The organism is Wolbachia endosymbiont of Oedothorax gibbosus (assembly GCF_936270145.1).
Classification (GTDB): Bacteria; Pseudomonadota; Alphaproteobacteria; order Rickettsiales; family Anaplasmataceae; genus Wolbachia.
On record NZ_OW370537.1, the window covers coordinates 50980 to 66518 of the forward strand.

The window sequence follows — 15539 nt, forward strand, 5'->3', positions numbered from 1 at the left end:
ATAGCTAAATAAACAACGACGCGGGATGGAGCAGCTCGGTAGCTCGTCAGGCTCATAACCTGAAGGTCGTAGGTTCAAATCCTACTCCCGCAACCATCTCTATGATTATATGAAGGCTATAGTATTTTCTCAGGTAGGTTATGTACGATTTCCAGATTCCATTCTGCCCACCTCACTCTTTGCTATTTTCAGTGTCACTCTGACGTGTGACATTCAAACACAGAAAATTTATTTTACTTAAACCTTTATCTAATTTGAAAGGTACTAAATTGACGCCCGCGATAGCCCTATTCCTATAGTGAGTAAGGTTATCTTCTCTCTTGCTTCATTTATATCATAAAGATTCAATAGAAATGCAACGCAGAGATTAAGCACATCCATGTACGCTGAAGAAGATACGCTACATTTTTACTGAAATTTGATTGTTTTTAATCTGCAGGCGAAGATAAATTTTGAGCTCGAGAAATATCTCTACTGTCATTATAGTTAGGCTTTAAGTACGCGGAAGTAATTTTTTGCGTTAGAGTAAAAAATTTTTTCTATAGCTAATCAAAGTGGATCAAGAGAAACTTACCACTTTCTTTACAAAGGGTTTGATGTTACCATTTGACTGCCTATTCTGAATTTATTGAATGAACATTAACATAAAGAATCTAGTTCATGCTTTCTCTAAATTGCCAAGCTTAGGGCCATCATCATCACGCAGGTTAGTTATACATTTACTCCAAAACAAAGAGAAAGTTATGCTACCACTTGCATCTTTGATTAAAGAGCTAGCAGATCTTATAATAGAATGTGAGGTTTGCGGAAATCTAGATACTAAATCACCTTGTTCTATTTGTACTAACCCAAAACGTGACACTAAGTTACTGTGTGTAGTAGAAGAATTAGGTGATCTATGGGCGTTTGAAAAGGGAAGCATATATTTAGGTTTATACCATGTTTTGGGTGGCAGATTGTCTGCGATAAATGGCATAGGTCCAAAAGAACTCAACCTTGATACTATTCTGGAAAGAGTGACAGAGTCTAAAATTGAAGAGATAATTATCGCAATTAATCCGACATTAGAGGGTCAAGTTACTGCACAATATATAATTCAATTGCTAAAAAATTTGAATGTGAAAATATCACGTCTTGCTTGTGGCATACCAATGGGCGGAGAAATTGACTACCTAGATGAAGGAACGCTGAGGATAGCACTCACTTCAAGACAGGAATATGAGTTAAATATAAAATAAGGTATGTACTTAAAAAAACTTATATCATGGATAACATTTAAAAAGAAAGAAGCAGCACCACTACCTGAGGTAGTGTGGGAGAATGACTATCTTGGCTACAAGCAATTTTCAGACAAATTCAACACTATAATTAAAACGATTGATCAGTCTTTTACAATAATATCTTTAGAAGGATATGATGGATGGGGCAAGACGTTTTTTTTGAAAGAATGGGTAAAAGAGTTAAAACAGCAAAATGAAATTGCAGCTTACTATAACGCATGGGATATCAATGCACTGGATCAACCACTTCCTTCTTTTTTAAATTTTCTATTTGAAGATTTATTTGTATCGTATAAAGTAAAAAGAAGCGTTATACAACAGTTCAAGAACATAAATCAAGAGCTATTTTCTCTAAACACACTAGGAAAGCTGATCAGTAAATCTCCACTTGCTATGCTTTCAGTATTTCTTGATGCTGCAAAAGAGGCTGATAAAAAAGACATAGGTTTTGTCTTGAGTGAATTAAGTCTTCTCCAAAGAAGGAAAGAGAGTACTAGAGATTTTAAAACACAGTTAGCGGATGTGGTTAATAAAATCAGAAAAGACAAAAACATTTATATAATGGTGGATAATCTTGATGTGTGCCGCCCTAAATTCGTTGTCGATTTTTTGGAATCTATAAAGTATATGCTTGATATGGAGGGACTGGTTTTCATTATTTCTGTAAGTAAAGATAAGAGTAATGTACAAAGAGCAATCAGCACGATACTTGGACCAAATTTTGATCTAAAATCTTTTACTGATCTCTCTTTACATTTACCAAAACAACCGATAGAAAAATTTATAAAAGAACTGTTTCAAAATATTAAATTGCCGAAAAAATCAAAAAGTTTAATTATAGATAGTTTTATATTTTATGCAGAAAGCCTATCACTATCGCTGAAAACAATAGAATATTGCACAAAAAAAATAAAACTATGTCTTCTGAATTATATAAAGGAAGAATTACCTGCTCCAAATTTGTTTTCGTTTTTGGTAATACTGCAATCGATAAATATTGATATATATGAAGAATTAGATTTATCATATCAAAAAGCGCTGGAGAAGATTGAGAGTGAGTATAAGTCTCTAATTTTGGCTCAAATAAATGGTCAAGAGGAATGGGAAAAACTTAAAACCTCTCTAGAAACTGCTTTTGCAGAAAAAATTAACAAAGCTATAAAGGAGTATCCGTTCAGCAGAGTGGTTTAAGAAACGATAGATAGAAGATTGTGAAAAGGGTTTAGCCTCCTCTGTTTCCATGTTAAGTATAACGAAATTATTTGCTCAAGGAATGAGTTTCCTCGTTCTGATTGTGTAAAATATGAATTTTTGCGATAAACGACATAATGCCGTATTTGCCGTTCAGCGTGATTATTTGTCAGCGGCTGGGTCATCTAAAAATTTCCACATCATTCTTTCAGATTTCAAAATATTCTTTGCAACTCGAGACGCTCCAATTGCTTCAGGTAAGCGAGATATTTCCTTCAAATAATACCTTGTACGTTTTCGCAATTTCTTGGCACGTCTAATAAATCTTGAAATATCTATCTCATTTTTTAGTAAAGCTTTTTTCAGTGCAAATAACTCATTGGCTACATTTCTCAAGTAACAGCCCAGAACTTTAACTTCAAATTTCCAACTATGCGCTAATCTTTCAAAATCCCTTGATCCAACAGATTTGCCTTCTTTCATCAGCAAAGTAGTTGTATGCTGCATATCTGTCGGTTACTACCAAGCTATTACGATTGCAGCATACACTATTTTTTAAAACTTTCATTCCCCTTGACTCTGTCAACTTCACAAAACTTGCCGTATTGCTTCAACACCAAGCGAGTTTACCTTTGTTATAATGGCTCGTTTCATCAATATGTAGAACTTTTATCTCTTGTTCGATCTGTTCATACATTTTTTTGCATTTTGAAGCAACTCTATGTTCACTATTTGATATGCTACCGACGCTTATGTTCAAATTGAAGATATCATTTATGATGCTAGCTACTTCGCGCTTTGAATTTTTATAAAACCCACTGAGTGCTGCAACTACTGACTTAACCCTTGGGCCAAATGTATCTGGCGTAACACCCTCTGGTAACTTGCTACTCCTTCTTTTTCCGCATCTCTGACAACGGCCATGTTCCAACTATTACATAAGCCTTAATCTCCGGAAGATCTACTTTCTGATGAATATAAGGTTTTTCGCATATTGCAATCTTCCCTCCGCATTCGCAAGTAGGTGACAACTCTATCTTTATCACCTCATCTGCTTCCATTTTAGCACGATAATTACCCTTATGCCCAACTTGACCACCAATCTTTCTTTCGCTTTTTGGCTTTTCCTTTTTCATTTTGTATAATTCTTTTGAACTGGGAATTGATGAGTTTTTTGAATTTAAACCTAGCCTTTCCTTTAATTCAGCGTTCTCTATCTTTAAAGCCTCATTCTCTGCTTTTAAACTTTCATTCTCTCTTTCCAATCTTTCTATTTTTGCTTCTAACTTTTCTATTTTTTGCTGTAAATTTTTGCAAAGTTCTAAAAGGTTTACCATACTACCTCATATTTACCCTATGATTATCTTTATTATCTTGCTTTGTCTACCTTATTTTGCCGCTCTGCTGAACGGACACGTAACAAGTTTTTTTGCACATATAAAGCAATGGGCTTAGCAACAAGCGCTGCAATTAATGCAACTGCTGCTGCAGAAATAATCAACGCTATACTTAAATTTGCAATAACAAAACCAATACAAGCAACAGCTGCCAGTCCAGCAATTGGAAGTGAAGCTTTATTTACAAATTGTGCTAACCGTACTTTACTTGCAAAAGCTTCAGGACTTTTCCCGTTAATCAATAGATCATGCTCTGCTGACCATTTTCCTGGTTTCTTTCCTTCAATTTCTTTATCGTTACCTATTGCCCAGATTATAGGGTTTTTACCATCAATGTTTTTATCATTGTCCACTGCCCAGACTATAGGGTCTTTACCATCAAGCTTTTTACCTGATTCTATTGCCCAAATCAGTGGGTCTTTAAATTGAGAGTTAAAAAATGCTGGTAAATTAACAGCAAGGCTTTGCAAATCATTCTCAATAGCTGTTACAACATGTAGCACTTCTGAATATTCTCTAATAATCTGAATTTGATTCTGTAACCTTTGTTTAAAGTAACCACCTAAACTATTACCCTTGTCAGACACAAATCCCTTAGACTCAGCTGAATAATTAAACACTTCTTCACACAAAACTAGCGGTAAGTTACTAGAAATATATCTAAGAGTAAACTTCATTTCAGGATTTAGAAGTTGATTTAAATTACTAGCTTTTTTATCTATTAACCTGTCAATCAGTTTCTCATTTTCAGATATAGTCTTAGCATGCGTGCTTAATTCGAATGCTAATTTTTTATACTCCACTTCAATTCCACACAAGGTTTTAAGGTCCCACAAGAGAATTTGACTCCAGTGGTTAACACAGAAGTAAAGTGACCTACCATGGTTAATTTTTGCCCAGAGTTTTTCTTTTACTTTCTCACCTTTTGCATTTTCACATTCTTTTTCTATTACTCCAAAATTTTCTGGTTGTATAATATCAGCTTCTCCAAGTAACATCTGAGCAGCCAGTATTTTCTCAAACCCTGATGCACCTTGATAATTTTCACCTTTTTCCTTTAGGTCCATTAATGTTGTAAACTTATCCAAGAATTTTGATCTCAGATAAAGTTTATCTTGCTTTTTCTCTTGCTCAATGTGCTCTTTAAATTGATCCTTATGCATTTCATCTCTTTTGAATCTTTTTTCTGGCAAATCGTTGTTTGTTACTAACTCAACAATTGGAGCCCTATCATGTAAAAGCAGCTTATACAGATCACCAGCAACATATTCCCTGACAAAATCTGCAATATTCAGGTCATCGTAACATATATTACTTTCTACTTGCTGCCAGAGTGGATCAATAAGATCATCTATTTGACTATCTGTCAAATTAGGATTCTGCAACTTTGTAGCTTTTCTCGATCCCTTATAAAAGGATTCCTTGAACTGTTCTAACTTAGACTGTTTTTCCTTTTCCGTAAGCGTGTGATTTAAAATAGATTTAATCATGAAAGTCGCTTTATCATCTTTATACTGATGCTCTGCTTGAAATCCAGAACTAAAACCTGTTTCTTTCTCTCCTGTTTTGTTAAACTCGCTAAGAGGTTGCAGTGTTCTATCATGGAAATGTTTTTCCAGGATTTCTATACTTTTCTCTTTATTTGTCTTAGATTTTTCTTCTGCTGCTTTTAACTCTTCCTTTTCCTCGTTCAAGGAATCTTTCACAAACTTATCCCATTGTTCTTCACTCAACCTACCTAATCCTTCCGGTTTATTTTGACTTCCTTCTATTGTACCTGACATAATTGCCTCACATAAAATATAGTTAAAAAAGTTTTAACATGAATATTAAATACTTGTTGATGATACTAATACATTTAACATCATATGTCAAATTTCCAATCTGCCACTCTGCAGTGATGGCAAGCCAAATGCTTTCTTTTTTTCATTCAGTATCAAGGAGCTTGCGTTTTCTGCCACTTACTATTGGGATTTATAGTACAGCTTAATAGTTGCAGTGCATGTCTATCAATGATAAAATAAAGATTAATTTATTTTGATATTATGATTGGTTTACTGTTTGCCGTACTGTTGTTCCTCTGTGGTAGTGATGCACTTGCAAAACAGGAGCCACGTTCAATAGCTGGAGATAATCACATAAAGGTAATAAATTATAACCCACAGGCTATACATAAGTATACGGGTTTTTATGGTTATCAATCCAGCATATTGTTTGAACCAGGGGAGGTAATACAAAACCTGTCAATGGGTGATTCAACTGGTTGGCAACTCCTTCCTCAAGGTAACAGATTGTTTATTAAGCCTATAGATGATATTGCCGATACTAACGCAACTATAATTACCAATAAAAGAGTTTATTACTTTGAACTTCATGCTGAAGAAGCAACTGGACTAGATGATCCAAGATTAGCATATGAAGTAAGGTTTCTTTATCCATTATTTAGCAGTGATGAGATTTACACAACAAATAACGGTGATATCCTCGAACAAGCTAGTCATACCATTATTCCTGATATAAACGATATTGAAGTTGTAAAGAAGGGTTTAAATTTTAATTATTCCATCTCGCACGTTAAAGGCAGTCAGTCAATAATACCAATTAAGGTTTTTGATGATGGAAAATTTACATATTTACAATTCAATAAAATAAACTCTGATTTCCCGGCAGTTTTTATGGTTGATTCTGCAGGGTATGAGTCTTTAGTAAACTTCCGTACAGCTGACAACTACCTGATAATCGAAAGGGTAAGTTCAGTATTTACCTTGAGAAATGGATCAAGTACAGTTTGCTTATTTAATGAAAACATACCTTTCAAAAAAGGTAAGTGATTAAAGGCTATAATGCCCGAGATATGGGTGCAAAATTTTTTCTATGATGTTCTGTAATTCCATAAAGGCCAATAGCGTTAAGGTGCTCTTTTGTCCCATATCCTTTATTTTTATACCAATTATATTCAGGATGCTTATTGTGCAATTCTTGCATAAGCTGATCTCTCGTAACTTTTGCAACGATTGAAGCTGCTGCAATTGATGTACTCAAATTATCACCATTTACTACGGATTTCACTTGCCATTTTACTTCAGGTGGTTGATTACCATCAACTAGTACATAATCTAATTCTAGGTCCAAATCTATCAACGCACGTTTCATTGAAAGTTTTGTTGCTTGCAAGATATTGTATGAATTTATTTCTTCTACGCTTGCCATTCCTATACCAAATTTTGCAACGGATGTTATTTTTTCATACAGAACTTGCCTACATTGAGGAGTCAATTTTTTTGAATCATTAATACCATCAATAATTATATTTCTATCGATAAACACTACAGCTGCAGACATTACTGGACCAGCAAGTGGACCTCTTCCAACTTCATCCACTCCTGCTATCACTCCTGATAATTTATTCTCTAATGTGAAGTCTGGGTATTTCATAGGTTTTTATAATAAGAAAGTTATAGTAAAAACTGAACAGATAATAGAAATTATCCAAAATTTCATAACGATTACATTTTCTGACCATCCCTTCTTTTCAAAGTGATGATGTATTGGTGCCATAAGAAAAACCCTTTTTCCTTCTCCATATTTAAACTTTGTATATTTAAAATATGATACCTGAATAATCACAGATAGAGTTTCTATTACAAAAACTACTCCAATAAAAGCAAAAAGCACTTCTCTCTTCATTAAAACGCTAGTTAATCCTAAAGCTGCACCAATTGACAGGCTTCCAACATCACCCATAAATATTTTTGCTGGATGTGTGTTAAACCACAAGAAACTTAAAATAGCTCCTATAAATGCAATACAGAATAAAGTAATATTCATATCTGCTTGAGTTATGTATGCAATTAGCCCCAAAAAAGCAAAGGAAGTGATGACTTGAGTTGCAGCAAGGCCATCTAAACCATCTGTGAGATTCACAGCATTAGCAGAGCCGACAATTACAAATGCAGCAAACGGAACATATAGATAGTCAAAATCGATTATTATTCCTTTAAATAGAGATGTTTGTGTAAAACCTTCAGCAGAGTATAGCTTAAGTATAGACATACCAACCAAAGCTACAATAAACTGAATAAGTATTTTGGTTTTTGCACTTAAACCTCGATGGTGATTTGCCTTCAATTTTAAATAATCATCAACAAATCCAAGTAGAGCAAAAAATAGAGTTATCAATATCAGCAGCAAAATTTCTGGTGTTAACTGAGCCCAGAGTAAAATTGGTAATAAAGAAGAAATCAGTATTATTATTCCGCCCATAGGTGGTACATTCTTTTTTGTTATTAAATGACTTTCTGGTCCACATGATCTAATTGGTTGCCCATCTTTACTTATTTTTCTTAGAAGCTTTATAAAATAGGGAAAAAGAATAAATCCAAAAACAAATGAGGTAAAAAATATTTTTGCAGCTAAGATCATCTAAATTGACTAAGTATTATACCAACCGCTCACAAATATTGTTTGATTTTTTTCTACCTGTAGTATAGTTAAAATAACTCTGGAATAGTATGAAGAACTATACTGTCATCTTTTGCAAAACAAAATTCGCTATTTTCATCTGTCCATTTATACATTTCTTTTAGATTAATCTCAGAAGAATCATAAGTATCATATTCCGTTTTTTTATGATAATCACAATAATGAAACTTATTATTTTTATCAAAATAACCAAATTCATCAGTCAATGTAGCCATTTTTTTACCCTTTCCACTATTTGTTACTTCGAACACTACAGCTTGATGGTTACCTAGAGAATCTGGTTCAGCAGCTCCTTCTGTAATAAAAAACGATGGCCGATGGCCAAGTAACTCACCAAGATTTAGGTTACGTTTTTCTTTCATACAACTTAAACTTATGAATTTATATTCATCTGAAACGTTCGAATACTGTGGATCGTATTTTTTGTATTCAAAGAATTCATTACCTAAAAAATTACAAAACGTTAATTTATAATCATCATTATTACTGGACTTAACGACTTTAAGGTAATGAAAATCTCTAGGAATTTTTACCTCTTCTTCCGTAACATGATTACGCATGACCAATTGATCATCGAGCATGTAGTAACCTATTTTTGGTAGAGTAGCTACGAGCTTACCGTTTAACATGATATTTGCTTGATAGATATTATCCGATAACTTCTTTCCTTGCTGCAAAGTAAAATCCTGCCCGGCCTTAGTTATTGCTTCTGATACACTGCACTGCTCGGTCTTAGTTAAGTTTTCTATTATTGTTAATACATCACCTATATTTTGTTTGTATTGATACTGATAGTAGTTATCTTTATCATATATTGAAACATAAGCTCCATCTTTGTCTGATATATAGATATAATCACCTTCTATTGTAAAATAAAGTCCACCTTTTTCTTCTTTAATCTTTTCTAGTACTGGGTCACTTTCATCGTTAAAATTGATAAAATTTAGCATTCCAATAAAATCATTTCCTTCATCATCACTCATTATGAGTTGAATAATAAAATTATTACTGTCTTTTATGTGCTTACGTGCAATTAACGCTTCTTCTCCTAATTTAAGCTGTTTTATAATATCCTCTTGATTCTCGCCTATGATAGCTTTTTGTTCTATAATAAAGTCCGTGCCATTTAACTTCAGAGGTGAGTTGTTTGTAAATAAAACTATCTCATCACCCTGCTCCTTTAACTTTAAATCACTAATATTCCCTACTTCAACTGTACCAATATGTGAAGAAACAGTATTAGACTTCTTTCAAAATTGAGGGAGAGAGAGTAAGATCAAGTATTTGGAAGCATGAAATATAAGGAAATAGAAAAGTTAGAAGGAGAAAAGTTTCGACGTTTAACGGGGGTAAAAAAATCAACATTTAAGAGAATGGTAGAAATTCTAGATGAGGAGGATAAAAGGAAAAAAGCTAGAAGTGGAAGAAAAAGCAAACTTTGTATAGAAGATAGATTACTTATGGCACTGGAATATATGAGAGAATATCGTACATATTTTCATATAGGACAAAGTTATGGCATGAGTGAAAGCAACTGTTTTAAAATAATAAGGTGGGTAGAAGACACATTAATAAAACATCCAGATTTTGCATTACCAGGAAAAAAAGATCTATTAAATAGTAATGTAGAATACGAAGTTTTGGTAATAGATGGAACTGAAACAGCAGTAGAAAGGCCAAAAAAAAGCAAAAGCGCTTTTACTCTGGAAAGAAAAAAAGGCATACTATAAAAACACAAATAGTAACAGAGAAGAAGAGTAAAAAGGTCGTATGTACATCTTTCTCCAATGGTAGAAAACATGATTTTCGGATGTTTAGAGAATCAAAGATAGCAATATTACCGCAAACTAAGATCCTAGCTGATTCTGGTTACAGAGGAATGCAAAAGATACATAAAAATGTTGAATTACCACATAGAAGATCAAAAAAGAATCCTTTATCAAAGGAGAAAAAAGCAGAAAATAGATCTCTCTCTATACGAAGAGTGGTAGTTGAAAACGTAATCGGCTTATTGAAAAGGTTTAAAATCATTTCTGACAGATATAGAAATCGACGAAAACGTTTTGGCTTAAGATTTAATTTGATTGCCTCTATTCACAATAGAGAGCTCCTTTCATGAATTTTGAAAGAAGTCTATTAACATTACCATTTTCCTTTACTATATAATATGCAGTGGGAAGTTTAATCAATTTTTTATAAAGCGGATTTTTATCGTCTATTTTAAATATATGTTTTTCCATGATATTACCTTAAACAACCAACAACTTGCTGATTAATGGCACTGAGGCTACTAGGAGGAGCAACATAACTCATAAAACTCCTTGGCTGCTCATTGTCTGCCACTATTTTTTCAGTATTAACGAAAGCTCTTTGCTGCTCATTGTCTTTTAATCTTTTTTCCATATGATCTTTAAAAGTAGACAAACATTTACTAGTTTTTTTGTAATTAGGGAGTGATTTTTTCGCAGTTACACACAAGAACTTCAACAACTCGTTATGATTTTCATCATTAAGTAATGACTTATTGATAATGGTTGACTGCAGTTCTACTGGATCAAAATTTAGACTTTTCTTTGAAATGCCACATTTCACAGCTGTTGCTCCTAATACTTCTTCAAATTTTGTTACAATATCTGCTGCATTTATTACTTTTGCTACTTCTTGTATTTCATTTTTTACTTTATATTCATCCTGTCCTACCGCAGGGTAAAAGAAATTTATTACTTGAGATATAAATGAAGTTGGTCTGCTTGCTCCGTTTGTCACTGATGATTTTTTAATTTCCCTCCTTCCTCTACGTGCACCACAAATTTGATCTGCTGGATTTGTTCTACAAAATATATCTTTTGTTTTACCATAGAGCGCCTCTGTGTCTCTTTGCGATCGCAAAGCTTGAGTGTTAAAACTTTTAGCATTTTTTGTAAAAATAGCTGTTTTATTGTGCAGTTCTTCGACTTTGTTTGCAAAACCTTCTGAAGCGTTTTTAGCTACCTCTGCTGCTTTTTTAGCATCCAGAGTTTCATTTTTTGCTTTTCTTATCTCACGTAAAAACTGATCAGCTAATGTAGCACCTACTCCATCTTCTCCCTTTGGACCTTGAGGACCAGGTGTTCCTGCGTTGCCCTTAGCACCTTTGAGACCTTGTATACCTTGATCACCCTTATCGCCTTTCGGACCCATTGGACCTATATCTCCTTTTTCACCTCGAGGACCAGGTATACCTGGCAATCCAAGACCACCTTTCTCTCCTTTTAGTCCAGGCACTCCAATATTCCCTTTTTCACCTACATTGCCTTGAGGACCAGGGGCTCCACTTAATCCAGCAACTCCTTGTGGACCGGCGTCTCCTTTTAGTCCATCTGCACCTTGCAATCCAATATCGCCTTTATCCCCTTTCAGACCCACAGCTCCATCCATACCAGGCTTACCTTTTTGTCCCTGTAAACCTTGAGGGCCTATAGGACCAGGAGCTCCATCTACACCTGGGATGCCATCTACTCCTTTAGGACCTATTAGACCTAGAGTTCCCATATCACCTTTCTCTCCTTGTGGACCTTGTATTCCTTGTTCACCTTTAGGACCCATTGGACCTGCATTGCCTTGATCACCTTTCTTCCCTTGTGTACCATTAAAGCCTTGTGGACCTTGTATTCCTTTATCACCTGTGTTTCCTTGATGACCTATTGGACCTATGTCTCCTTTATCACCTTTGGGACCAGTATCTCCTTTTAGTCCATCCATACCAGGCTCACCTTTTTGTCCCTGTAAACCTTGAAGACCTTGAGGGCCTATAGGACCAGGAGCTCCATCTACACCTGGGATGCCATCTACTCCTTTAGGACCTATTAGACCTAGAGTTCCCATATCACCTTTCTCTCCTTGTGGACCTTGTATTCCTTGTTCACCTTTAGGACCCATTGGACCTACATTGCCTTGATCACCTTTCTTCCCTTGTGTACCATTAAAGCCTTGTGGACCTTGTATTCCTTTATCACCTGTGTTTCCTTGATGACCTATTGGACCTATGTCTCCTTTATCACCTTTAGGACCAGTATCTCCTTTTAGTCCATCTATACCCTGTTCACCTTTTTGTCCCTGTAAACCTTGAGGGCCTATAGGACCAGGAGCTCCATCTACACCTGGGATGCCATCTACTCCTTTAGGACCTATTAGACCTAGAGTTCCCATATCACCTTTCTCTCCTTGTGGACCTTGTATTCCTTGTTCACCTTTAGGACCCATTGGACCTACATTGCCTTGATCACCTTTCTTCCCTTGTGTACCATTAAAGCCTTGTGGACCTTGTATTCCTTTATCACCTGTGTTTCCTTGATGACCTATTGGACCTATGTCTCCTTTATCACCTTTAGGACCAGTATCTCCTTTTAGTCCATCTATACCCTGTTCACCTTTTTGTCCCTGTAAACCTTGAAGACCTTGAGGGCCTATAGGACCAGGAGCTCCATCTACACCTGGGATGCCATCTACTCCTTTAGGACCTATTAGACCTAGAGTTCCCATATCACCTTTCTCTCCTTGTGGACCTTGTATTCCTTGTTCACCTTTAGGACCCATTGGACCTGCATTGCCTTGATCACCTTTCTTCCCTTGTGTACCATTAAAGCCTTGTGGACCTTGTATTCCTTTATCACCTTTAGGACCAAGATCACCTTTTTCTCCTTGCAAACCTTGCGTACCATTAGAGCCCTGAGGGCCTTGTAAACCTGGTGCTCCAGTATTTCCTTTCTCACCCATATCACCTTTTATTCCCATGGCTCCATCTAATCCTTTAGGACCAAGATCACCTTTTTCTCCTTGCAAACCTTGCGTACCATTAAAGCCTATTGGACCTTGTATTCCTTGATCACCCTTTGGACCTACTAGACCTGGAGTACCTATATCCCCTTTTAGACCCTGAGAACCTTTATACCCTCGTGTACCATTAAAACCTTGTGGACCTTGATCACCTTTTATTCCTGGTAATCCAGTATCTCCTTTGTCACCATTGTTCCCAGGAGCCCCATCCACTCCTTTAGGACCTACCGGACCTGTATCTCCTTTTAATCCATCTGTTCCCGGTTCACCTCTATCTCCCTTATCACCTTTCTCTCCCTTTGTTCCACTTGGACCTTGTGGGCCTTTTTCTCCACTTGCACCTGGTAATCCATCTTTACCAGGAGTTCCATCTTCTCCTTTCGAACCTGGATCACCGGGGAAACCAGCAGGACCTTGATGCCCTGGTTGGCCCATTCTACCTTCCGTACCCCTTTCACCTTTCTGTCCTTGATTGCCCCTCTCACCTTTCTGTCCTTGATTGCCCGGCTCACCTTGCTCCCCTTGATGACCTTGCAAGCCATTGGGGCCTGGTTGGCCCGCTGAACCTCGAGGACCTGGCAAACCTCTATCACCTTTCGGACCTACTGGACCTGTATCTCCTTTATCACCCTTTGTACCCTGTGTTCCATCTGTACCTGGCTCACCCTTTATATTGTTTGTAAATTGTAAATCCTGTTTTAACTTTCTTTTGACTTTATCAGCCAGAATCTCCTGAGTATGAGTCAGATCTTCTGGATCTATCATAGGTTTTAACAGTACTTTTTGTAGGAATATATCGCTTTCTATAACCCTATTAGCAACTTCATCAGCAGTTGAACTCTCTCCTTTTTGACCTTGATTACCTTTTATTCCCATAGCTCCGTTTAATCCTTTAGGACCAATATTTCCTTGATCACCCTTAGGACCTATGTCTCCTTTAGATCCAGGCAAACCTTTTGCTCCGCCTTTACCATCTGGCCCTTGTGGACCTATATCACCTTTAGGTCCTGCTACTCCATTAGGCCCAGGTAGACCTTTGTCGCCTCTTATGACTTGTTTGAATTGCTTATCTTTTTTTAAAGCTTCTGCCACTATATCTCTTAAATTATTGTCTGTAGCGAGGTCTTCTTTGAAATATTGTTCTAGCGTTTTGCCTTTCAAAGCTTCCACTGGTGTTTTAAATATTACTTTTCCCAGCTCCTCTGTTTTTTCTTTTTCACTGAAAATTCTTGCTGCGACTTCTGAAGGATCAGCGTCTTTACCCTTTTGACCTGGAGCACCTGGCTCACCCTTTGGTCCAGGAATTTTTTCTTTTTGCTGTAAACCCTTAATCACATTTTCTAAACGTCCAACTCTTTCTTCTAAATCTATATATTCTCTATGTTTCACATCAATCTCCAAAAAGTTACCAAAATTTTCTAAGTTATAGTAATAAGGATATAAAACTAAGTTATGATCATATTTATCCCCAAAAGAATTAGGGTTTAACAGATAGAAGTTTTTGCATTCGCCATTTTCATACGATATGCAGCCAACATAATTATGGCCTAACTTTTTTGCTGTAAAGTAGCTCTCTCGAGCTTTCAAGCTCTCTATTTCATGAAAAGGGAATAACTTGAAATTATTATCTCTATTATCGAATATTGGAACAACATTATTCAACATACCAACCTTACTGCCAGTGGAATTATATACCTCAACACTCCTGTAAGATTGGTATAATCGACTTTCCGATTTCTTAAAAAAATTGTCTCCAATTCGTATATCAAGTCTATTGCCAATAAGGCTCATATTTTTGCTACTAATTATGTCTTTTGGATCTATTAAAAACTTGCTACTTTCTAGCAGTTCATAACCAGTACTGCATCTTTCAGGACTATATGCATAAACATGGGTACCATTTGTGTAATTCCTAGGTATATGATCAATAGTAGCTATATTATAAGAAATAATACCATTACGATTTTCATTATAGTAATAATAGTAAGGGTTACCTGAATTGGTAATTAAAGCTAATTTATAATCACTTCCTACTTTTTCTAGTTTTAGTTGCAGCCCTTGAGATAAATCATCCAGCACCTTTTGTGTTTCAAGGCTATGGTCAGTCACAATAAGGCGCTGACCTCTAAGGTCATTGATAATAACGTAAGATGTAGTAGGCAGACTAAGTGTTGTTTCGCTATTTACTCTTACTTTAGTAGTTGTTATATAACGATTTGTACTACTACAGGTACCTAAAGCATCTTCTTTTTCTAATTTAAAACGCACTTTTACTCCTCTTTAGTAATCTATACTCTGGATGTAGTTAATTTACAAACACTAATTATTGATTAATAATGATAATTGTAAATATAGCTATAAAGTAACTGTTACA

Annotated in this window: 9 protein-coding genes, 1 tRNA gene and 1 pseudogene; 5 read left to right on the plus strand and 6 right to left on the minus strand. The window is 35.6% G+C overall.

Annotation, left to right across the window (positions count from 1 at the left end; all coding sequences use genetic code 11):
• Positions 1-19: 19 nt before the first annotated feature.
• From NBW37_RS00255 to NBW37_RS00265, 3 genes are all read left to right on the plus strand, one after another.
• Positions 20-96, plus strand: a tRNA-Met gene (locus tag NBW37_RS00255).
• Positions 97-638: 542 nt separating this feature from the next.
• Positions 639-1238 (plus strand): recombination mediator RecR, encoded by a 600-nt coding sequence (gene recR, locus NBW37_RS00260; RefSeq protein WP_250297030.1) that lies wholly within the window; start codon positions 639-641, stop codon positions 1236-1238.
• A gap of 3 nt (positions 1239-1241) precedes the next feature.
• Positions 1242-2471 carry a KAP family P-loop NTPase fold protein gene (locus NBW37_RS00265; protein WP_250296450.1) on the plus strand — a complete coding sequence of 410 codons (1230 nt, stop codon included), beginning with the start codon at positions 1242-1244 and terminating at the stop codon, positions 2469-2471.
• On the opposite strand, the pseudogene tnpC reads toward NBW37_RS00265, so the two are convergent.
• Together tnpC and NBW37_RS00275 are read right to left on the minus strand one after the other, a co-directional pair.
• Positions 2468-3808, minus strand: a pseudogene (gene tnpC / locus NBW37_RS00270) (IS66 family transposase). The gene NBW37_RS00265 and the pseudogene tnpC overlap by 4 nt on opposite strands.
• A 32-nt stretch (positions 3809-3840) precedes the next feature.
• The gene (locus NBW37_RS00275; protein ID WP_250296451.1) at positions 3841-5652 is read right to left on the minus strand and encodes a hypothetical protein; all 1812 of its coding nucleotides are present in this window, start codon (positions 5650-5652) and stop codon (positions 3841-3843) included.
• A 261-nt stretch (positions 5653-5913) separates the two neighbouring features.
• On the opposite strand from NBW37_RS00275, the gene virB9 reads away from it, so the two are divergent.
• Positions 5914-6699, plus strand: coding sequence for a P-type conjugative transfer protein VirB9 (gene virB9 / locus NBW37_RS00280; RefSeq protein WP_250296453.1), 786 nt, complete (start codon positions 5914-5916; stop codon positions 6697-6699).
• Positions 6700-6706: 7 nt separating this feature from the next.
• Here the strand turns inward: virB9 and NBW37_RS00285 are convergent, their stop codons facing one another.
• The 3 genes from NBW37_RS00285 to NBW37_RS00295 form a co-directional block, all read right to left on the minus strand.
• Complete coding sequence (locus tag NBW37_RS00285; protein ID WP_250296455.1) at positions 6707-7303, minus strand: ribonuclease HII; 597 nt, start codon at positions 7301-7303, stop codon at positions 6707-6709.
• 6 nt (positions 7304-7309) lie between these two features.
• Complete coding sequence (gene mraY / locus NBW37_RS00290) at positions 7310-8290, minus strand: phospho-N-acetylmuramoyl-pentapeptide-transferase (protein WP_250296457.1); 981 nt, start codon at positions 8288-8290, stop codon at positions 7310-7312.
• Positions 8291-8358: 68 nt separating this feature from the next.
• Complete coding sequence (locus tag NBW37_RS00295; protein ID WP_250296459.1) at positions 8359-9333, minus strand: hypothetical protein; 975 nt, start codon at positions 9331-9333, stop codon at positions 8359-8361.
• A gap of 309 nt (positions 9334-9642) precedes the next feature.
• Between NBW37_RS00295 and NBW37_RS00300 the strand changes: the two genes are divergently transcribed.
• A protein-coding gene (locus NBW37_RS00300; RefSeq protein WP_250295841.1) for an IS5 family transposase occupies positions 9643-10469 on the plus strand; the annotation gives its coding sequence in 2 pieces (ribosomal slippage) (positions 9643-10030 and positions 10030-10469; 828 coding nt in all).
• A 125-nt stretch (positions 10470-10594) separates the two neighbouring features.
• On the opposite strand, the gene NBW37_RS07675 is transcribed toward NBW37_RS00300, so the two are convergent.
• Positions 10595-15433 carry a collagen-like domain-containing protein gene (locus NBW37_RS07675; RefSeq protein ID WP_305879768.1) on the minus strand — a complete coding sequence of 1613 codons (4839 nt, stop codon included), beginning with the start codon at positions 15431-15433 and terminating at the stop codon, positions 10595-10597.
• Positions 15434-15539 lie beyond the last annotated feature (106 nt).

Excerpts from the sequence above, each read along its gene's own strand:
- NBW37_RS00265 (WP_250296450.1), top strand. The coding sequence starts at position 1,242 with ATGTACTTAAAAAAACTTATATCATGGATAACATTTAAAAAGAAAGAA.
- NBW37_RS00275 (WP_250296451.1), bottom strand. The coding sequence starts at position 5,652 with ATGTCAGGTACAATAGAAGGAAGTCAAAATAAACCGGAAGGATTAGGT.
- virB9 (WP_250296453.1), top strand. The coding sequence starts at position 5,914 with ATGATTGGTTTACTGTTTGCCGTACTGTTGTTCCTCTGTGGTAGTGAT.
- NBW37_RS00285 (WP_250296455.1), bottom strand. The coding sequence starts at position 7,303 with ATGAAATACCCAGACTTCACATTAGAGAATAAATTATCAGGAGTGATA.
- mraY (WP_250296457.1), bottom strand. The coding sequence starts at position 8,290 with ATGATCTTAGCTGCAAAAATATTTTTTACCTCATTTGTTTTTGGATTT.
- NBW37_RS00295 (WP_250296459.1), bottom strand. The coding sequence starts at position 9,333 with ATGAGTGATGATGAAGGAAATGATTTTATTGGAATGCTAAATTTTATC.